Source organism: Pseudomonas sp. PARCl1 (genome assembly GCF_947311875.1).
GTDB lineage: Bacteria > Pseudomonadota > Gammaproteobacteria > Pseudomonadales > Pseudomonadaceae > Aquipseudomonas > Aquipseudomonas juntendi.
This window is the reverse complement of the sequence record NZ_CAMZMX010000003.1, coordinates 124,054-143,058: the sequence shown is the minus strand read 5'-3', so window position 1 is coordinate 143,058 and position 19,005 is coordinate 124,054. Positions and strand designations below refer to the sequence as shown.

The window sequence follows — 19,005 nt, the reverse complement described above, 5'->3', positions numbered from 1 at the left end:
ATTGTTCAAGTGCCTCGGGTAGTCGCGGGTTGGCGCGGTAGAGAAAAGTGGAAACTGGCGCCATGGTCGATCTGGCCCTCGGCCCAGACACGGCCATCATGGCGCTCGATGATACGGCGCACGCTTGCCAGGCCAATCCCTGTGCCTTCGAACTCTTCCATACGGTGCAGGCGCTGGAATACCCCGAAAAGCTTGTTGGCGTAGGCCATGTCGAAGCCCACGCCGTTATCGCGGATACAGATTTCGGTTTCATCCGGGTGTTGCTCGGCGCTGATCGAAATGCGCGCGGGCTCACGACCGCGGGTGTACTTGATGGCATTGGCGATCAGGTTGTGCAATGCCAGGTTGATGAATGCCGGGTCCCCGATCACCTTCGGCAGTGGCGCAATGTCCCAGATGATCTCGCGGCCTTGGTAATCGGGTGCCAGTTCGCTGCGGATAGCCACGACCAGGGCGTTCAGGTCGACATCGGACATGCGCAGGGCAGAGCGGCCCATTTGCGAGAAGTTGAGCAGGTTGTCCACCAGGCTGCCGGCGAAATTGGCGGCTTCACCGATGTGTTGCAGGAAGCGCTGGCCACGCTCGCTCAACCCTGCGCCCTCGATTTCGCCGAGCAGCTCGGTATAGCCGGCAATGTGCCGCAGCGGCGCGCGCAGGTCGTGGGAAACGCTGTACGAAAACGCCTCGAGTTCCTTGTTGGAACGGCGCAGTTCACCGGCCAACTGTGCCAACTCCTCGGCCTTGCGCAGCACAATGCCAAGCACTGCGGTGCGCAGCTCCTGTACGCCCTCGACCACCAGTGGCTCCCAAGGTGCGCAGTAGCCATGCAGTCGCTCCTGCCAGCGCTCGAAACTGTGCCGCGGGTCGAGGTTGCCCTGCGGCCCCACCTGCTTGGTCGGCTGGCCTGCCCAATTCACCGTGCGTACCTGTTCGGGGCGGAACCACAGCAGGTAGTGCGAATGGATCTGCGAAATCGCGACGGCCAGAACGCCACCGGCATGGTCTGCCAGCTCGGGCAACTCGTCGATATCGCGGCGCACGTTGTCGGTGCAAAATACATGTTCGTCGCCACGCTGGCTCAGCCAGTGCACCAGCGCCGTGACCTGGGCGGTGGGTGGCGTCTGGCCGAACAGGTCGCAGCGTTCTGCCGAGATCACCGCGGCGCCCTGGGCGTCGGCAAAGGCCAACAGGACTTCGGGCACCTCGCGCAGGCCATCGCTGACGCTGTCATGGTCGGCCATGGACGAAATCATGCGGACAATGTGCTGGCGCAGCTCCAGTACCTTGCTGGTGCTGGCATGTGACTCGCGGGATTCGACCTGCAACGACAGCACGCTGGCCAGTAGCTCGCAGGCGGTGCGCGTACGCAAATCTACAGGCCTGGGTTGCTGATGGTGGCAAGAGATCAGCCCCCACAACTCGCCATCGGCCATGATCGACAGGGACATCGACGCCAGGGTACCCATGTTGCGCATGTATTGCAGGTGCACCGGTGAAACGCTGCGCAGTGTCGCAAAGCTCATGTCCAGCGCCTTGCCGGTACGCGGGTTGGCTGCCGGCAGCAGCGGCGAAGGCTGATAGTTGGCGTCCTCGATCACGCGGATACGGTTGACCCGGTACAGTTCGCGCGCCTGGCGCGGGATGTCCGAGGCCGGAAAGCACAACCCCAGGTAGCTGGGGTAGCCCGGGTCGGCGACCTCTGCCAGAACCTGGCCATTGCCTTCTGCATCGAAGCGGTAAGCTTTGACCCGGCCAAAACCGGTGATGCGCTTGAGTTGAGCCACCGTTTGCTGCAGCAGCTCTTCAAGGCTGCCGGCCAGGTGCAGGGTGCTGACGAAGTTGCGCACCAGCGGGTAGTAATCGCCTTGCCCGGTGAGGTCGGACGGCAGCCGCGGTGGTTCGAATTCGGCGATCAGCACCTGATCGTGACGGTGGGCCAGCAGGTGCAAGGCGGCGGTGTGCGGTGCCCCTTCGCACAGGTGCACATCACCAATGTGAAAGGGGAATACTTCGTCTTCGGGTAACCGCGAAAGGTGCATGCGCAAGTCGAACCCGCCACTGACCAGCTCGGCGAAATGGCAACCGATAAGCTCCCTGGCCGGCTTGCCCAGCCACTGTTCGAGGTTTTCACTGGCCTGGAGTACCCGCAAGTCGGCTTCGTCGACGACCAGCAGGAAACCGTGGGGCTGGACGCTGCCGGGCACCTGGATCGGTTCCTGAGCGCAACGCTCCACGGCTTGGGCGAGCGTGCTATCTGCAGTCATCAATTGAAAGCTCCTGTCTTGTCGGTCCATGCTTGCCGCACGAGTTTGAGGCAGGATGATGGAGGTACACCTTATCAGAATATCGGCCCATTCGCCGGCTTCTGGCCATTTGAGGTCTGTGAATCACGATGGGTTCTGCCCCTTGCAGGTTTTTTTTCATCGAACGCTATCGCTTTGTTGCTAATACCAAAAAACGGTCGGTTGCAGCTTTTGGCGCCGTGCCTCGCTGCTAGGCTCAACTGAGCATAGAGCGATAAGGACAACAAGGTGAAGGAGCGCTTACTGGCCGGGTTGTTTGGCCTGTTACTGAGCAACGCTGGCGCAGCGGCAGACTTCCTGGTGGAGGTGCGGGTGCTGGTGCAGCGCGGCTGCATGCTGGTCACCCAGGCACGCGACGCGGGCGGGCAGGCTGCTGGGCGAATCGACCTGGGTGCTGCGCCGCGGCTGGATGGCCCGGCGGCACCGCTGGCCGGGGTGTTGCTGAGCCAGCGCCCGCCGCGCCTTGAATGCAACCCCGACACGCCTTATCAAGTACAGGTCGACGGCGGCCAGCACGGCGGCACTGGCGATGTGCGTTTCCTGGCCAGCGACGACGCCCCGGGCCGGCCTATTCCTTATCGGCTCTATCGCGACGCGGCTTGGCGCGAGCCACTGCCAGTGAACGTTGCGCAGGCGGCCCGGGTGCCCGATAGCGGCTCGGCCGAATTGCCGCTGTATGCGCGAATCGACACGCTGGCCTGGGTGCCGAAAGCCGGCCTGTACGCCGACCTGTTGAAAGTCACGGTCACTTGGTGAGGATGCTGCCATGCACAAGGACGCGCAGCCATGAACCGCACCTCGATCCTGCTGTTGACCCTGGGGCCTTTACTGGTGCCAGGCGGTGCAGCGCATGGCAGCGCCACTGGCTTCATTCAGGCGCGGCTGGTGATCAGCGCCGCCTGCCAGATCAGCAGTAACGAAGCGCAACCGGCGACCCTGGCCAACCCGGGCTTGCTGGACTTCGGCGAGCGGGGCCCGAACTGGGACCAGCCGCTGCGTAGCCGGGTGGATGAAGCGGGCGGCGAGGGCAGCCTGCAAATCAGTTGCACCCCCGAAGTGCGTGCATTCAACGTGCGCATCAATGGTGGCATGCATGGTGACGACGGCATTCGTCGCCTCAGCAACGGCAGCCACCTGATTCCCTATCAGCTGGCAGTGGACCCGGGCGGTAACAGCCGTTACGGCATCGGCCAGGCACGGGCCTTCGTCATCAGCAGCACGCAACAGATACCGATCCCCATCTACGGCGTGGTGGTGGCGCAACCGCGTGCGCTGCCAGCCGGGCTGTACCGCGACACCCTCCGGGTGACCCTGGACTGGTAACCACGCAAGGAGACTCCGATGCGAACGAACCTTTCATGCTGCATCCTCGCCGGCCTGGGTTTGGCCCTGGCCACGCAGGCCCAGGCCGCCACGGTGACCGGGACCATCAACTCGACGCTGACCTTGACGGCGGCCTGCCAGGTGAATGGTAGTTCAGGCACCTCGGGGTTGAACTTCGGCTCGCTGGATTTCGGCACCCAGGATGCCTTGTTCACCACGGCCAACGCACAGGTGCTGGGTAGCGGTGGCGCGCTGAGCATTCTGTGCTCGGCGGGCACGGTGCCGGCGATTCGCGTGCGTGCAGGGTCGCATGATGGTCAATCGACCGGCGGCACCCGTGCACTGGCTGATGGCGCGGGGAATTTCGTGCCCTACGACTTCTATACCGACTCCGGGCGCACCACCGTGTTGGCCATCGATGGCACCATCACCCTGCCAACCAGTACCGGTGTGGCGCAAACCGTCAACCTGTACGGCCAGGCGCGTGGCAAGGCCGGGTTGCCGGCTGGGGTGTACACCGACACGGTCGCCGTCGAGTTGTCGTTCTGAGCCATGCGCCATTGGCTGACGGTGGGCCTGGCTGGCCTTGGTGCGCTACTGGCGGCGCCACTGGATGCGGCCACTACCAGCACCTTCACGGTCGCGGCGCAGGTCGCTGCCGGTTGCCTGGTGGTGGGCGGTGTCAGCCAGTATGGGGTGCTGAACTATGGCACCCAGTCGGCGTTGTCCACCAGCGTGCTCAGTACCTCGCTGGGCGGCACCACGGTGACCTTCCAGTGCACCCCGGGTGTGGCAGTGAGCATGAGCCTGGGCGGTGGCCAGAACAGTACCAGCGGTACGCGCTATCTGAAGAACACCAGCGGCAGCCAGGTCCTGGCCTACCAGTTGTACCGGGATGCCGCCTACAGCCAGCCGTTGGGTGTAGGGCAGAGCGCCACCGTGAGCTACAGCGACGCCACGGCGATCAAGCTGCCGGTGTATGGGCGGGTTCAGCTGACCGGCAAGCTGCCGGCAGGGACTTATACCGACGTTGTGCAAGTGATGGTGACCTGGTGAACGCCAGCGGCGCCAATGACCAGTGCTAAGGAGAGCTTGATGGCAGTAGGCGCGAAGTGGGCGCGAGGGCTGATCGGGTTGTGGTGGCTGGCAAGCCTGCCGGCTGGTGCAGCCACCTCGGTGTTGATCTGGCCGATCGACCCGGTGCTGGAGGCCGATCAGAAGGCCGGCGCACTGTGGCTGGAGAACCGCGGTACCGAGGCTGCCAACTTGCAGGTGCGGGTGTTTGCCTGGCACCAAGGGCGTTACCAGGAGCAGTTCCAGGCCCAGCGCGAGATCATCGGCAGCCCCCCAGTGGCCAATATTCCCCCTGGACAGAAGCAATTGATCCGCCTGACCCGCACCGGCCCTTCACCTGCCGGCCAGGAAAAGGCCTATCGCATCATCATCGACGAAATTCCGCCGGCCATCCCGCTCGACAAGGCCGGCCCCGGCACCACGGCCGCCATTCGGCTGCAGATGCGCTATTCCGTACCGCTGTTCGTCTACGGCGAAGGGCTGTGGGGCAAGGCGGACCCCGAGGGCGGGCGCACCGCCGCCAGCGTGGGCAAGCCCCAGTTGAGCTGGCGGCCTGTCACGGTGCAGGGCAAGCCTTATGTGGAACTGCGCAATACCGGCCCGGTGCATGCACGGCTGACCGACGTGGTGCTGCAGCAGGGCGGCCAGCGCAAGGCGCTGGCCGAAGGTTTGCTGGGCTATGTGTTGCCGGGTGCGAGTATGCGTTGGCCGGCACCCGTGGCGCTCAATACAGGCAGTGTGCTGCAAGGCCGGGTCAACGGCCAGGCCACGGCCGGCACCCTACCCCAGGGGCAGTGAACCAGCACCAGAATGCAGCGCAGGGGCCAAGGAGGACCCGGCAATGGTTGGATACCGTGTGTGAAATGGCTAGCGCTGAGTTTGCGCCGCGGGTGCCTGCAGTTGGCTGTGCTTGGCCCAGCGCTGGCGCTGGCCGACGACCTGCCGCCGCCGCCCACGGAGCTGTCCGCCATCGCCGACGCCACGCTGTTCCTCGACCTGATGGTGAACCGCATGCCCAAGGCTGAGCTGGTGCCGGTGCAGCAGCGGGCCGGCCAGTTGTACCTGGACAGCGCCGTGTTGCGCGCGGCAGGTGTGACACTGCCCGGCGACCCGCAGGGCGAGGTCGCCCTCGACGCGGTGAGCGGGCTGCACGCCGATTACGACAGCCGGAACCTGCGGCTGTTGCTGCAAGTGCCGCCGGCCTGGTTGCCCGAGCAACAGGTCGGCGATCGTAACCTGTACCCGCCCAGCGATGCGCGGAGCAGCTTCGGCGCGTTGTTCAACTACGACCTGTACCTGAACGACACCGATGACGGCGGCACCTACCTGGCGGCCTGGAACGAACTGCGCGTGTTCGACGGCTGGGGCACCTTCGCCAGCACCGGGCAATGGCGCCAATCGTTCAATGGCGCGCAGGCCGACGCGGCAAGGCGGGGCTTTCTGCGCTACGACACCACCTGGCGCTTCACCGACGAGCAGCGCCTGTTGACCTACGAGGCCGGCGATTTCGTTACCGGGGCACTGCCCTGGACCCGTTCGGTACGGGTGGGCGGCGTGCAACTGTCGCGCGACTTCGCCGCGCGGCCGGACCTGGTCACTTACCCCTTGCCGGCCTTTGCCGGCGAAGCCGCGGTACCGACCTCGCTCGACCTGTTCATCAACGGCTACAAGGCCAGTTCCAACGAATTGCAGCCAGGCCCCTACACGCTGACCAACGTGCCGTTCATCAACGGTGCCGGCGAAGCGGTGGTGGTCACCACCGACGCCCTGGGCCGGCAGGTTTCCACCACCTTGCCGTTCTACGTCACCAGCAGCCTGTTGCAAAAAGGCCTGTCAGACTATTCGATAGCGGCCGGGAGCCTGAGGCGTGACTACGGTGTGCGGGACTTTGCCTACGGCGCGGGGGCGGCCAGCGCCAGCCTGCGCCATGGGGTAAGCGACACGTTCACCGTGGAAACCCACCTTGAAACCGCTGCCTCGCTGATGCTGGGTGGCCTGGGTGGCAACCTGCGGCTGGGCAACTTCGGTGTGCTCAATGCCGCGCTCGCGCAGAGCCGTTTCGACGGCGATCAGGGGCAGCAGGTCGCGCTGGGTTACCAATACAACAGCCAGCGCTTCGGTTTCAGCTACCAGCGCCTGCAACGGCGTGCCGACTATGCCGACCTGAGCCGGGTCGACACCCCGGACATACAGGCAAGCACACGCAGCGAGCAGGTCAGCCTCAGCCTCAACCTTGACAGGTACGGCAATGTCGGTGCCGGCTACTTTGACGTGCGCGCTGCAGACGGCACGCGTACCCGGCTGATCAACCTGAGCTACAGCAGGCCGTTGTCAGGCAGCAGCAGTGTGTACCTGTCGGCCAACCGCGAAATCGCTGGCGGGCAGTGGGCCGTGCAGGCGCAACTGGTGATTCCGTTCGACACCCATGGCACGCTGGCGCTAGGCCTGGAACGCAGCAACACCGGTGAAACCCTGCAGCGGGTCAATTACGGGCGCGCCGTGCCGGTAGGCAGCGGCGTGGGCTATAACCTCGGCTATGCCCAGGGTAGCGACCGCGATGCCTATCGCCAGGCCGATGTGACCTGGCGCTTGCAGTCGGTACAGCTACAGGCCGGCGTATATGGCAGCAGCGGCGCAACGACCCGCTGGGCCGATGCCAGTGGTTCGCTGGTATGGATGGATGGGCTGTTCGCCGCCAACCGGATCGACGACGCTTTCGTCGTGGTCAGTACCGACGGCTATGCCGATGTACCGTTGCGCTATGAAAACCAGGAGGTCGGCCGTACCGACGCCGGCGGCCACCTGCTGGTGCCGTACAGCAGTGGTTACTACCGCGGCAAGTACGAGATCGACCCCATGGACCTGCCGCCCGATGTGCTGGCGCCGAATGTGGAGCAGCGTGTGGCCGTGCGCCGCGGCAGTGGCTACCTGCTGGAGTTCCCGCTGAAACGGGTACTGGCGGCGAGCATCGAGCTGGTTGATGCCAGCCAGCAGCCGCTGAAGCTGGGCAGCCGGGTGACCCACGAGCAATCGGGCAGCCAGGCTGTGGTCGGTTGGGACGGGCTGGTGTACCTGGAGAACCTGTCGCCACGCAACCGCCTGCAGGTCGCGCTGGAGGGGGGCGGGCGCTGCCAGGTCGAGTTCGACTTCCCCGAAGCGCAAGGTTCGATCCCATTGCTTGGGCCGTTGGTGTGCCGATGACGGCCTGGCAGCGGGGCCTGCTGGCAAGCTTGCTGTGGTTGCCGATGGGGGCCGCCTGGGGGTTGTGCTCATCGGTGGCGACCCTGCCGGCCGCGTTCGGCAGCCTCAATTCCACGCAGGTGCGCACCACGGCACAGAACGCCTCGACCCTGAACTCGGGGTTGCAGTGCACAGGGTCGCTGCTGAGCGTGCTGAGCAACAGCGACCATTTCTATCTCACTATCACGTCGCCCAGCAGCGGCCTGGTAGGCCCGACGGGGGATGTGATTCCTTACACGGTGTACGGCGACAACACCACCAATTACCCGATTGCCCGCGGCGTGGCCTATGACTTCGCCCGTACCGGCATTCTCGACCTGTTGGGTTTGCTCGGCGGCACCACCCCCAAATCGGTGCCGCTGTACATGCGCACCCAGGTGGGCAGCAATGTTGCCGCTGGCCTGTACCAGGAAACCCTGACCATTGCCTGGAGCTGGGACTACTGTTCGGGCATTGGCTTGCTCGGCGCCTGCCTTGGGCGCGACATCGGTTCAGGCAGCAAGACCCTGACCGTGAGCCTGACAGTGACCAACGATTGCCAGATCACCACGCCCAACATCAACTTCGGCAGTGCCCCGGTGGTGGCAGGGTTCGCCACGGTCAGCCAGAGCCTGAGTGTGTCCTGCACCAAGGGCAGCAACTACACGGTTGGCCTGGACGACGGGCAGAACGTGGCCAATGGCAGGCGGCGCATGAAATCTACCCTCAGCAATTACCTGGCATACGACATTTTCAAGGGTGCCGGTACGGTGCGGTGGGGCGCGGTTGGTGCGGCACGCCGCGCGAGCACTGATGCGGATGTGAACCCCGGTGCCGGTACCGGCACCGGCAGCCAAGTGTTCAACTACAACGCCAAGGTCTACACCGACCAGGCCACGCCGCCCGTGGCCAGCTATACCGACAGTGTGATCCTGGATGTGCAGTTTTGAAGGCGTGCGCCAGCTGCGGGGTCAGCGCAAGTCGCCAAGCATGTCTGCCAGCGTCTCCAGCACGGCGCCGGCCAGTGCCTTGGAGCGCGTGCCCGACCAGCCGGTGGCGGCGTTGGGCGCATCATCATGGTCCTTGAATGGCATTTCCAGGGTCAGCGACAGGCAGTCGTACGCCATGCCCACCGCATTGCAGGCCAGGGTGGTGTTCGCCTGGCCAGGCTCGTCGCGGGTGTAGCCATGTACCGTCTGGAAGTCGCGGGTAAGGCTGCACAGGGTGCTGCGGAACTGCGCCTCAAGCTTTGCCAGCCGGGGTGTGTAGCCTGGGTTGCCCTCGCACGCCGCCGTGAATACATGGGGGATTTCTTCATCACCGTGCACGTCGATGAAGGCGTCCACACCATATTGCTTCATCTGCGCCTGGGCGAAGAACACTTCCGGGGTGAGTTCGACACTGGCGTCCTGCCAGGCACGGTTGAGGTCCTTGCCTTTGAAGTTGGTGCGCAAATGGCCAAGGAAGGCGCCGTCGGGGTTCATGTTGGGGATCAGGTACAGATCGGCTTTGCCCAGCAGTTGCTGGATCACCGTGTCGTTAGCCTGCAGGCGGTCTATCACGCCCTCCATGAACCATTCGGCCATGTGCTCGCCGGGGTGTTGCTGGGCGATCAGCCATAGCTTGCGCTTGCCCTCGGCACCATCACCCGCCCGTAGCAGGGGAATGTCCCGGCCTTGCACGCTGCGGCCGCTGGCCAGCAATTCGACACCGGGCAGTTGCCGGGCCCGCTCGATCAACTGGTTGTGGCGAGCGCGCGGGTAAGGTTCGAAGTAGGCGAACCAGACCTGCGGCTGCTCAGCCTTGAGTTCGAACGAAAGCGCGCTGCCATCGAACTGGCTGGGCACCCGGAACCAGCGTTGCTGGTCGTAACTGGCAACGGCGTTGTAGCCGCTCCAGGCATGCTTGTACGAAGCGCCAGAGGCGTTGTCGAGGCTGAAGCGGTGGACCTGGCCCGGCGTCAGCCCGCTGACCCTGAAGTGGAACCACTGGTAATGGTCGCTGTGGGTGTCCGGGCGGATGGCCAGGCGCACCTGCGCCGGGTTGCTGGCATCCAGTACCTGGATATTGCCAGAATCGAAATCGCAGTCGATGTGCAGGGGGGACAGCGTTACGCTCATGGGCCGGGCTCCTTTGTGGGCATTGTTGTAGGCGTACTGTACACGGCTTGGCCGTGCAAAGTGGCGCTCGGTCCCATGCCCCCCCTGCAGAGTGTCTCAGTCCCAATCAGGGGCAAGGCCCGGCGGGCTGACTTCACGGCCATTGCGTTCCAGCGTGGCGATGCGTGCCATGTCCTGGTCATCCAGCTTCAGGCTACGGGCCAACAGGTTGCTGGCCAGGTTCTCGCGCTTGGTCGACGAGGGGATCACCGCGTAGCCCAGTTGCAGTGCCCAGGCCAGGGCAACCTGGGCCACGGTGGCCTTGTGCTTGGTGGCGATCTCGGTCAGCACCGGGTCCTTCAGCACCTTGCCGTAGGCCAAGGTCATGTAGGACGTGACAGTGATGCCTTGCGCCTCGAGGTAGGCAGCCAGCTTGCTGTTCTGCAAGTACGGGCTGAGCTCGATCTGGTTGGTGGCGATTTCGCCTTTGCCCACCACCTCGATGGCTTGCTCGGCCAACGCGATATTGAAGTTCGACACCCCGATCTGGCGGGTCAGGCCCGCTTTCTTGACCTCGGCCAAGGCGGCCATGTAGGCGGGCAGGTCAACGCCGTTGCCCGGGGCTGGCCAGTGGATCAGCAACAGGTCCACGTAGTCGGTGCGCAGTTTTTTCAGGCTTTCCTTCAAGCTGTCTTGCAGCTTGTCATGGGCATAGTTGTCGACCCAGATCTTGGTGGTAATGAACAACTCACCGCGTGGTACACCGCTCTCGGCGATGGCCTGGCCGACCTCTGCTTCGTTCTTGTAGACCTGCGCGGTGTCGATGGCCCGGTAGCCCAGCTTGAGGGCGGCCTTGACCGAGTCGATGACCGTCTGGCCTGTGAGGCGAAAAGTACCGAGACCAAAAGATGGAATGCTCATGAGGTGGCTCCTGCTAGGTGAGGGAAGGGGCTGGAATTCAGCCAGGGGGGGCAGCCCCGTCCGTTGTTTGAGTGTGGAGCAGTGTGCAAGTTTGATGCGGTTTGATTAAGGCGGGGTTCGACCAAGGACATTTGATCCCCAGGCAAAAAAGGGCGCAGGCGTGGGTGGGCTGGGAGGAAGCTGGGGCAGGGTTGAGCGGTACCGGCGGGTACAAATGAAACGGCCCGCCATTGCGGCGGGCCGTGGTGTTGCAGGTGGCAATCAGCGGCGACGGAACAGCGGCAGCGGCTCGTCGGTAGCGGCCTGGTAGGTCACCGAGAAGTCCTTGAGGCCCTGCAATGCGTCTTCCGGGTCCTTGTCGGCACGGATGGCGAATGCATCGAAACCGCAACGGGCCATGTAGAACAACTGGTCGCGCAGTACGTCACCAATGGCACGCAGCTCGCCCTTGAAGCCGTAGCGGTCACGCAGCAGGCGCGCGTTGGAGTAGCTGCGCCCGTCGGTGAAGGCGGGGAAGTTCAAGGCGATGACCTGGAAGTACTGCACGTCTTCACCGATTTCTTCGGCTTCCTGGTCGCTGTCCAGCCACACGCCAAGGCCGCCGTCGCGGGCCTTGAGCACATGGGCATGGTCACGCCACATCTGCAGCGGAACGATGTAGTCGTCGCAGTTGGTCAGCTCGTCGAAAGACGTTTCCTTGGGCAGCAGGTGCCAGGTTTCGTCGACGATCTGATTGTTCTTAATGATTCGCTGCATAGACGCGTTCCTTGAAGGGGTCGATACCGATACGCTGGTAGGTGTCGATGAAACGCTCTTCCTCGGTACGTTGCTCGACGTACACCGCGATCAGCTTTTCGATCACATCGGCCATGTCATCCTGGGCGAAGGACGGGCCGAGGATCTTGCCCAGGCTTGCGCCGCGTGCAGCGTTGCCGCCCAGCGACACCTGGTAGAACTCCTCACCTTTCTTGTCCACGCCGAGGATGCCGATGTGGCCCACGTGGTGGTGGCCGCAGGCGTTCATGCAGCCGGAAATGTTCAGGTCGATTTCGCCGATGTCGAACAGGTAGTCCAGGTCGTCGAAGCGGCGCTGGATGGACTCGGCAATCGGGATCGACTTGGCATTGGCCAGCGAGCAGTAATCACCGCCCGGGCAGCAGATGATGTCGGTCAGCAGGCCGATGTTCGGAGTGGCGAAGCCGCTTTCGCGTAATTCCAGCCACAGCGCGTGCAGTTGGCGCTGCTCGACATCGGGCAGGATGATGTTCTGCTCGTGCGAAGTACGCAGGAAGCCGAAGCTGTAGCGCTCGGCCAGGTCGGCCACGGCGTCCAGCTGCTTGTCGGTCAGGTCACCCGGGGCCACGCCGGTGGGTTTGAGCGACAGGGTAACGGCCACGTAACCCGGCCGCTTGTGAGCGCGGGTGTTGCGCGAGCGCCAGCGGGCGAAGCCAGGGTACTCGGCGTCCTGGGCGGCGAAGTCGACGTTGTCCAGGGCCAGGTATTCGGGGTCGACGAAGTGGCGCGATACCCGCTGCACTTCGGCTTCGGTCAGGGTAGTGCTGCCGCCACGCAGGTGGACCATTTCGGCCTCGACCTTTTCGGCGAACACTTCCGGGGTCAGTGCCTTGACCAGGATCTTGATCCGCGCCTTGTACTTGTTGTCACGGCGACCGTAACGGTTGTACACGCGCAGGATGGCGTCGAGGTAGCTGATCAGGTCTTGCCACGGCAGGAATTCGTTGATGAACGAGCCGACCACCGGGGTACGCCCCAGGCCGCCGCCTACCAATACGCGGAAGCCCAGCTCACCGGCCGCATTGCGCACCGGCTCCAGGCCGATATCGTGCACTTCGATGGCGGCACGGTCTTCCTGCGAGCCATTGATGGCAATTTTGAACTTGCGCGGCAGGAAGGCGAATTCCGGGTGGAAGGTGGTCCACTGGCGCACAATTTCGCACCATGGCCGTGGGTCGATGACCTCGTCTGCAGCAACCCCGGCGAACTGGTCGGTGGTGGTGTTGCGCAGGCAGTTGCCGCTGGTCTGGATCGCGTGCATCTGCACTTTGGCCAGCTCGGCAAGGATGTCTGGAACATCTTCCAGCGCCGGCCAGTTGTACTGCACGTTCTGCCGGGTGGAAATGTGGGCGTAGCCCTTGTCGTAGTCGCGGGCGATCTTGGCCAGGGTGCGAACCTGGGTGGCGTTCAGCTGGCCGTACGGCACGGCGACACGCAGCATCGGCGCGAAACGTTGGATGTATAGGCCGTTCTGCAGGCGCAGAGGGCGGAATTCTTCTTCGCTCAGCTCACCGGCCAGGTAGCGGCGGGTCTGATCACGGAACTGCTTGACGCGGTCCTCGATGATCCGCTGATCGTACTCGTCGTATACGTACATAAAAGTCCTGTCTCAGGCATGCAGCTATTCGCGCGCACGGCCGCGCACTCCGGTACGGAGCCGGGGAACGATAGCAGGTTGCGTTTATGCGCTAAAGTGATGTTTTTGCATATGAAAAGAACCAAATGGACTATGTGAGACTGACTGCCATTTGTGCCCAGTATACCGGCGCGGCGGGTATAATCCGCGGTTTGCGTTACAGGGATGCCAGCCCATGTTGAAGGCGTTGTGCCAAAGCATTTGTCTTGCCTTGCCGCTGGCGGCGAGCGCACAACCGGCTTCGGTGGTGTTCCTCAACCCGGGGCTGTCCAGTGAGACGTTCTGGAACAGCTACAGCCGGTTCATGCAGGCCGCCGCCCAGGAGCTGGGCATGACCCTGCGCGTGCAATACACCGAGCGCAGTGCCGACCAGGCGTTGACCCAGGCAAGGGCGATACTCACCGCGCCGCAGCGGCCCGATTACCTGATAGTGGTCAACGAGCAATACGTGGCGCCGGAAATCCTGCGCCTTTCGCGCGGCACGGGGGTGAAGCTGCTGCTGGTGAATAATGGCCTCACGGCCAGTCAGGAGCGCAGCATCCTGGCCCAGCCCGACAAGTTCGCCGCGCCACTGGGCACACTGACCAGCAATGACGAACAGGCGGGTTTCGAGATGTTGCATCAGATGGTCGCGCGATTGCCACGTGGCCATGGCCCGGTAGAGTTGCTGGCGTTTGTCGGCGTCAAGACCACGCCGGCCTCGCAACTGCGCGAGCAGGGTATGCGCAGGGCGCTGGCCGATTTCCCCCAGGTGCGCCTGCGTCAGGTGGTGTATGGCGGCTGGAGCCGACAGCGGGCCTACGAGCAGGCGCAGCTGCTGCTGCAGCGTTACCCGAACATCGGCCTGGTGTGGTCGGCCAATGACGAAATGGCCTTCGGCGCCATGCAAGCTTTCCAGGAAGCCGGCCATACGCCGGGGCGTGACGTGCTGTTCGGTGCTGTGAACAGCTCGCCCGAGGCGCTGCGTGCGCGCATCGACGGCCGCCTGAGCGTGCTGTTGGGTGGGCATTTCACCCTCGGTGGCTGGGCCATGGTGATGCTGCACGATGATGCCCAGGGGCTGGCGCTGAACCGTGATGGCTTGCGTGTACACACCGCGCCGGTCATGCAGGTGATTGACCAGGCCAAGGCCAGGCGTTGGCTGAAACTGCTGGAGCGGGACGACTATGGCGTGGATTTTCAGCGCTACAGCGCCGAAGGGCGGCCTGCCAGTTACCAATACCCGTTTTTGACGTCGCCGGTCGAATATTGAAAGACCCTGCTTGAGAGAAGGGCATTGCTCGTCTTAACTGCTGGTTGTGAAGTGCATTCCCATAACCACTACAAGAGGCAATGCAATGGGAAACTCAACCAAGGTCCGCAAAGCTGACAGCAGTGTCGATGCCTGGGCGATCCTCTGCCTGATCGTGCTGGTGGTCGTCACCGCCGTGTACTGGGTCAGCCACCAGTGACTTGAACCTTCCGACCGTGATGCAGCCACGGCGCCTGCGGCAGCCATTGCGCAGGCGTTGTGCTTTGCGGCCCCGTGATTAACGCGCGGTAAGGTGTAGCGCCAGTTGCACCAGGCCAATCAGCACGGCAATGAACACCAAGGTGAACAGTGTGCCCATGACGATGAAATGGCTTGCCTTGCCATGGGTGAAGTCGCGGGCGCGGTTCTTGCCGCTTTGCACGCCGAAGGCGGCGGCGAGGATGCTGTGCAGCATCTGCCAGAAGGTCGGCGGTTTGCCTTGGCTGGAATCGTCCATGGTGGCTCCTGAATAATCAGAGGCAATCAGGGACAGTGTAGGTGGGGTTTGCCGCTACCGTGCAACCCGTTCGCGACCCGAGCCCGCGCCTGCCGAAGCAACCGGGCCCGGGCAGCCGCAACCGGGTGTCGCGAAGGGCCGCAAGGCGGCCCCGGCAGACTCAGCTGTCGTAACCCAGGTTAGGGGCCAGCCAGCGCTCGCTGACGCTGACATCCTGGCCTTTACGCGCGCTGTAACACTCGATCTGGTCCTTGTCGACCTTGCCCACGGCAAAGTACTGCGCATGCGGGTGGGCGAAGTACCAGCCACTGACCGCCGCGGCCGGGAACATCGCGAAGTGCTCGGTGAGGAACACGCCGCTTGGCCCGGTTTCGCCAATGGCCGTGCCATCGAGCAGGCGGAACAGGGTCTCTTTTTCGGTATGGTCCGGGCAGGCCGGGTAGCCCGGTGCCGGGCGGATGCCGCGGTACTGCTCCTTGATCAGCGCTTCGTTGTCCAGTTGCTCGTCGCGGGCATAACCCCAGTGTTCCTTGCGCACCTGTTCGTGCAGCCATTCGGCACAGGCTTCGGCCAGGCGGTCGGCCAGGGCCTTGACCATGATCGAGCTGTAGTCGTCGCCTTTGTCCTGATACGCCTTGGCCACTTCCTCGGCACCAATGCCGGCCGTGGTGATGAAGCCCCCCACGTAATCGGTCACGCCGCTGCCTTTGGGCGCGACGAAGTCGGCCAGCGACCAGTTGGCCTTGCCGTCCGGCTTGATGGTTTGCTGGCGCAGGTGGTGCAGGGTGGCCAGGGTCTGGCCATCTGCACCGTAGACTTCGATATCGTCATCGGCGACCTGGTTGGCCGGCCAGAAGCCGAACACCGCCCGGGCACTGATCAGCTTTTCGTCGATCAGCTTGTCGAGCATTTCGCGGGCATCGTTGTACAGCGCCGTGGCCGCTTCGCCGACCACCTCGTCGGTGAGGATGCGCGGGAACTTGCCGGCCAGGTCCCAGGAAATGAAGAACGGTGTCCAGTCGATGTATTCGGCCAAGGTGCGCAGATCGATGTCTTCCAGCACCTTCACGCCGGTGAAGGAGGGTACCGCTGGCTGGTAGCCGGCCCAATCGTATTGCGGCTTGGCGGCGATGGCCTGGGCGTAGCTCAGGCGCTCGGTACGGGCACTGCGGTTGGCGGTGCGTTCGCGTACTTCCACGTACTCCTGGCGGGTCCGCTCGATGAAACCTGGCTTGAGCTCCCTGGACAGCAGCTGGGTAGCCACGCCAACCGCGCGCGAGGCGTCGGTGACGTAGACCACGGCATCGTTGCTGTACTTCGGTTCGATCTTGACGGCGGTATGCGCCTTGGACGTCGTGGCGCCCCCGATCATCAGCGGCAGCGTGAAGCCCTGGCGCTGCATTTCGCGGGCAACGTGGACCATCTCGTCCAGCGACGGCGTGATCAGGCCGGAGAGGCCGATGATGTCGCACTTTTCGTCGCGAGCGGTTTGCAGAATTTTCTCGGCCGGCACCATCACGCCAAGGTCGACGATATCGTAACCGTTGCAGCCCAGCACAACGCCAACGATGTTCTTGCCGATGTCGTGCACGTCGCCTTTCACCGTGGCCATCAGGATCTTGCCTTTGGCTTCGGGCTTGTCACCTTTCTCGGCCTCGATGAAGGGGATCAGGTGCGCCACTGCCTGCTTCATCACCCGGGCCGACTTGACCACCTGGGGCAGGAACATCTTGCCCGCGCCGAACAGGTCCCCGACCACGTTCATGCCGTTCATCAGCGGGCCTTCGATCACTTCGATCGGGCGTGCGCACTGCTGGCGGCAGGCTTCGGTGTCCTCGACGATGAATGCGGTAATGCCCTTGACCAGCGCGTGCTCCAGGCGTTTTTCCACCGGCAGCGAGCGCCACTCTTCGTTTTCCACTTCTTTGGTGGCGCCGCCGCCGCGGTAGTCTTCGGCGATTGCCAGCAGGGCGTCGGTGCCGTGCGGGGTGCGGTTGAGCACCACGTCCTCGACCTTTTCGCGCAGCGCAGCGGGAATTTCGTCGTAGATTTCCAGCTGGCCGGCGTTGACGATACCCATGGTCAGGCCGTTCTGGATCGCGTGGTAGAGGAACACCGAGTGGATCGCCTCACGCACCGGGTTGTTGCCACGGAACGAGAACGACACGTTGGACACACCGCCCGAGCTCAGCGCATGCGGCAGGTGGTCGCGAATGTAGGCACAGGCCTCGATGAAATCGACGGCGTAGTTGTTGTGCTCTTCGATACCGGTGGCGACGGCGAAGATATTCGGGTCGAAGATGATGTCTTCCGGCGGGAAGCCCACTTCGTTGACCAGGATGTCGTAACTGCGCTGGCAGATTTCCTTCTTGCGCGCAGCCGTGTCGGCCTGGCCCACTTCGTCGAAGGCCATGACCACCACGGCGGCGCCGTAGCGCTTGCACAGGCGGGCATGGTGCTTGAACTGCTCCACGCCTTCTTTCATGGAAATGGAGTTGACGATGCCCTTGCCCTGGATGCACTTCAGGCCCGCCTCGATCACTTCCCACTTCGACGAGTCGATCATGATCGGCACGCGCGAGATGTCCGGTTCGCCAGCGATCAGGTTGAGGAAGCGGACCATGGCGGCCTGGGAGTCGAGCATCCCTTCGTCCATGTTGATGTCGATCACCTGGGCGCCGGCTTCGACCTGCTGCAGGGCGACTTCCAGGGCTTCGGTGTAGTTCTCTTCACGGATAAGCCGGGCGAACTTGGCGGAGCCGGTGATGTTGGTACGCTCGCCAACGTTCACGAACAGCGACTGGCGGTCGATGGTGAACGGCTCCAGGCCCGACAGGCGGCAGGCCTTGGCGATTTCCGGAATCTCGCGCGGCGGGTATTTGGCGACCGCTTCGGCAATCGCCTGGATGTGGCCCGGGGTGGTACCGCAGCAACCGCCGATGATGTTGAGGAACCCGCTGGCGGCGAACTCCTCGACCACCGCGGCCATTTCGGCAGGGCTTTCGTCGTATTCACCGAAGGCGTTGGGCAGGCCGGCGTTGGGGTGTGCCGAGACATGGGTGTCGGCCTTGGTCGACAGTTCTTCCAGGTACGGGCGCAAGTCCTTGGCGCCCAGGGCGCAGTTCAGGCCCACGGAAATCGGCTTGGCGTGGCGTACCGAGTTCCAGAACGCTTCGGTGGTCTGGCCCGACAGGGTGCGCCCGGAGGCATCGGTAATGGTGCCGGAGATCATGATCGGCAGTTCGATGCTGTCTTCCTCGAACACCTGTTGCACGGCGAAGATCGCCGCCTTGGCGTTGAGAGTGTCGAAGATGGTCTCGATCAGGATCAGGTCGGCGCCGCCTTCGATCAGGCCACGGGTGGCCTCCACATAGTTCACCACCAGCTCGTCGAAGGTGACGTTGCGGTAGCCAGGGTCGTTGACGTCCGGTGAAATCGAGCAGGTGCGGCTGGTAGGGCCGAGCACGCCAGCAACGAAGCGCGGCTTGTCGGGGGTTTCCAGCGTCTTGGCATCGGCCACCTGGCGGGCAATGCGCGCACCTTCGACGTTCAGCTCGTACACCAGCGATTCCATGCCGTAGTCGGCCTGGGAGATTTGGGTGGCATTGAAGGTGTTGGTTTCGAGAATATCCGCGCCCGCATCCAGGTAGGCTTTCTCGATGGCAGCGATCACGTCTGGGCGGCTGAGCAGCAACAAATCGTTGTTACCCTTGACATCGCTTGGCCAATCGGCGAAACGCGTGCCACGATAGTCGTGTTCCTCGAGCCGGTAGCTTTGGATCATAGTGCCCATGCCGCCGTCGAGGATCAGGATGCGCTCTTTGAGGGCGTTCTGGAGTGCTTGGAGACGAGCGCTGCGGTCGGACATAGGAACTACCTGGTCGGGC

The 19,005-nt window shown here is 63.6% G+C and carries 15 protein-coding genes; 8 read left to right on the top strand and 7 right to left on the bottom strand.

The window, feature by feature from the left end:
* Positions 1-5: 5 nt before the first annotated feature.
* The gene (locus QME24_RS02850; protein WP_054904140.1) at positions 6-2,264 is read right to left on the bottom strand and encodes an ATP-binding protein; all 2,259 of its coding nucleotides are present in this window, start codon (positions 2,262-2,264) and stop codon (positions 6-8) included.
* Positions 2,265-2,531: 267 nt separating this feature from the next.
* Here QME24_RS02850 and QME24_RS02845 point away from each other — a divergent pair, with 267 nt between their 5' ends.
* The 7 genes from QME24_RS02845 to QME24_RS02815 are packed head-to-tail and all read left to right on the top strand — an operon-like array spanning position 2,532 to position 8,869.
* Positions 2,532-3,059, top strand: coding sequence for a spore coat U domain-containing protein (locus QME24_RS02845; protein ID WP_192439904.1), 528 nt, complete (start codon positions 2,532-2,534; stop codon positions 3,057-3,059).
* A 30-nt stretch (positions 3,060-3,089) separates the two neighbouring features.
* Positions 3,090-3,626 carry a spore coat U domain-containing protein gene (locus QME24_RS02840; RefSeq protein ID WP_192439905.1) on the top strand — a complete coding sequence of 179 codons (537 nt, stop codon included), beginning with the start codon at positions 3,090-3,092 and terminating at the stop codon, positions 3,624-3,626.
* An 18-nt stretch (positions 3,627-3,644) separates the two neighbouring features.
* Positions 3,645-4,175 carry a spore coat U domain-containing protein gene (locus tag QME24_RS02835; RefSeq protein WP_009685920.1) on the top strand — a complete coding sequence of 177 codons (531 nt, stop codon included), beginning with the start codon at positions 3,645-3,647 and terminating at the stop codon, positions 4,173-4,175.
* Between the two features lie 3 nt (positions 4,176-4,178).
* On the top strand, positions 4,179-4,682 hold the full coding sequence (locus tag QME24_RS02830) for a spore coat U domain-containing protein (RefSeq protein WP_054904137.1): 504 nt from the start codon (positions 4,179-4,181) through the stop codon (positions 4,680-4,682).
* 39 nt (positions 4,683-4,721) lie between these two features.
* Entirely contained in the window at positions 4,722-5,498 is a 777-nt protein-coding gene (locus QME24_RS02825; RefSeq protein ID WP_054904136.1) for a molecular chaperone, read from the top strand.
* A 60-nt stretch (positions 5,499-5,558) separates the two neighbouring features.
* A complete protein-coding gene (locus QME24_RS02820) occupies positions 5,559-7,901 on the top strand; it encodes a fimbria/pilus outer membrane usher protein (RefSeq protein WP_280091188.1) in 2,343 nt (780 codons plus the stop codon).
* Complete coding sequence (locus tag QME24_RS02815; RefSeq protein ID WP_192439906.1) at positions 7,898-8,869, top strand: spore coat U domain-containing protein; 972 nt, start codon at positions 7,898-7,900, stop codon at positions 8,867-8,869. Before QME24_RS02820 ends, QME24_RS02815 begins: the two co-directional genes overlap by 4 nt.
* A 21-nt stretch (positions 8,870-8,890) precedes the next feature.
* Here the strand turns inward: QME24_RS02815 and QME24_RS02810 are convergent, their stop codons facing one another.
* The 4 genes from QME24_RS02810 to QME24_RS02795 all read right to left on the bottom strand — a co-directional run bounded on the left by QME24_RS02810 (position 8,891) and on the right by QME24_RS02795 (position 13,331).
* Complete coding sequence (locus QME24_RS02810) at positions 8,891-10,039, bottom strand: M14-type cytosolic carboxypeptidase (RefSeq protein WP_192439907.1); 1,149 nt, start codon at positions 10,037-10,039, stop codon at positions 8,891-8,893.
* Between the two features lie 96 nt (positions 10,040-10,135).
* Positions 10,136-10,939, bottom strand: coding sequence for a 2,5-didehydrogluconate reductase DkgB (gene dkgB / locus QME24_RS02805; protein WP_280091187.1), 804 nt, complete (start codon positions 10,937-10,939; stop codon positions 10,136-10,138).
* Positions 10,940-11,200: 261 nt separating this feature from the next.
* Positions 11,201-11,695, bottom strand: coding sequence for a DUF934 domain-containing protein (locus tag QME24_RS02800; protein ID WP_009685913.1), 495 nt, complete (start codon positions 11,693-11,695; stop codon positions 11,201-11,203).
* Positions 11,679-13,331, bottom strand: a complete 1,653-nt coding sequence (locus tag QME24_RS02795; RefSeq protein ID WP_054904132.1) for a nitrite/sulfite reductase — start codon at positions 13,329-13,331, stop codon at positions 11,679-11,681. Before QME24_RS02795 ends, QME24_RS02800 begins: the two co-directional genes overlap by 17 nt.
* Before the next feature lie 214 nt (positions 13,332-13,545).
* On the opposite strand from QME24_RS02795, the gene QME24_RS02790 reads away from it, so the two are divergent.
* Positions 13,546-14,622, top strand: coding sequence for an ABC transporter substrate-binding protein (locus QME24_RS02790; protein ID WP_054904131.1), 1,077 nt, complete (start codon positions 13,546-13,548; stop codon positions 14,620-14,622).
* A gap of 277 nt (positions 14,623-14,899) precedes the next feature.
* On the opposite strand, the gene QME24_RS02785 is transcribed toward QME24_RS02790, so the two are convergent.
* Both QME24_RS02785 and metH read right to left on the bottom strand, forming a co-directional pair.
* The gene (locus QME24_RS02785) at positions 14,900-15,118 is read right to left on the bottom strand and encodes a DUF2970 domain-containing protein (RefSeq protein WP_009685910.1); all 219 of its coding nucleotides are present in this window, start codon (positions 15,116-15,118) and stop codon (positions 14,900-14,902) included.
* A 160-nt stretch (positions 15,119-15,278) separates the two neighbouring features.
* Complete coding sequence (gene metH, locus QME24_RS02780) at positions 15,279-18,986, bottom strand: methionine synthase (protein ID WP_054904130.1); 3,708 nt, start codon at positions 18,984-18,986, stop codon at positions 15,279-15,281.
* Positions 18,987-19,005 lie beyond the last annotated feature (19 nt).

What these genes read in the sequence shown, in the direction of transcription:
- QME24_RS02815 (WP_192439906.1), top strand. Translation starts at nt 7,898, where the DNA reads ATGACGGCCTGGCAGCGGGGCCTGCTGGCAAGCTTGCTGTGGTTGCCG.
- QME24_RS02795 (WP_054904132.1), bottom strand. Translation starts at nt 13,331, where the DNA reads ATGTACGTATACGACGAGTACGATCAGCGGATCATCGAGGACCGCGTC.
- QME24_RS02800 (WP_009685913.1), bottom strand. Translation starts at nt 11,695, where the DNA reads ATGCAGCGAATCATTAAGAACAATCAGATCGTCGACGAAACCTGGCAC.
- QME24_RS02835 (WP_009685920.1), top strand. Translation starts at nt 3,645, where the DNA reads ATGCGAACGAACCTTTCATGCTGCATCCTCGCCGGCCTGGGTTTGGCC.
- QME24_RS02810 (WP_192439907.1), bottom strand. Translation starts at nt 10,039, where the DNA reads ATGAGCGTAACGCTGTCCCCCCTGCACATCGACTGCGATTTCGATTCT.
- QME24_RS02830 (WP_054904137.1), top strand. Translation starts at nt 4,179, where the DNA reads ATGCGCCATTGGCTGACGGTGGGCCTGGCTGGCCTTGGTGCGCTACTG.
- QME24_RS02790 (WP_054904131.1), top strand. Translation starts at nt 13,546, where the DNA reads ATGTTGAAGGCGTTGTGCCAAAGCATTTGTCTTGCCTTGCCGCTGGCG.
- QME24_RS02785 (WP_009685910.1), bottom strand. Translation starts at nt 15,118, where the DNA reads ATGGACGATTCCAGCCAAGGCAAACCGCCGACCTTCTGGCAGATGCTG.
- dkgB (WP_280091187.1), bottom strand. Translation starts at nt 10,939, where the DNA reads ATGAGCATTCCATCTTTTGGTCTCGGTACTTTTCGCCTCACAGGCCAG.
- QME24_RS02840 (WP_192439905.1), top strand. Translation starts at nt 3,090, where the DNA reads ATGAACCGCACCTCGATCCTGCTGTTGACCCTGGGGCCTTTACTGGTG.
- metH (WP_054904130.1), bottom strand. Translation starts at nt 18,986, where the DNA reads ATGTCCGACCGCAGCGCTCGTCTCCAAGCACTCCAGAACGCCCTCAAA.
- QME24_RS02850 (WP_054904140.1), bottom strand. Translation starts at nt 2,264, where the DNA reads ATGACTGCAGATAGCACGCTCGCCCAAGCCGTGGAGCGTTGCGCTCAG.
- QME24_RS02825 (WP_054904136.1), top strand. Translation starts at nt 4,722, where the DNA reads ATGGCAGTAGGCGCGAAGTGGGCGCGAGGGCTGATCGGGTTGTGGTGG.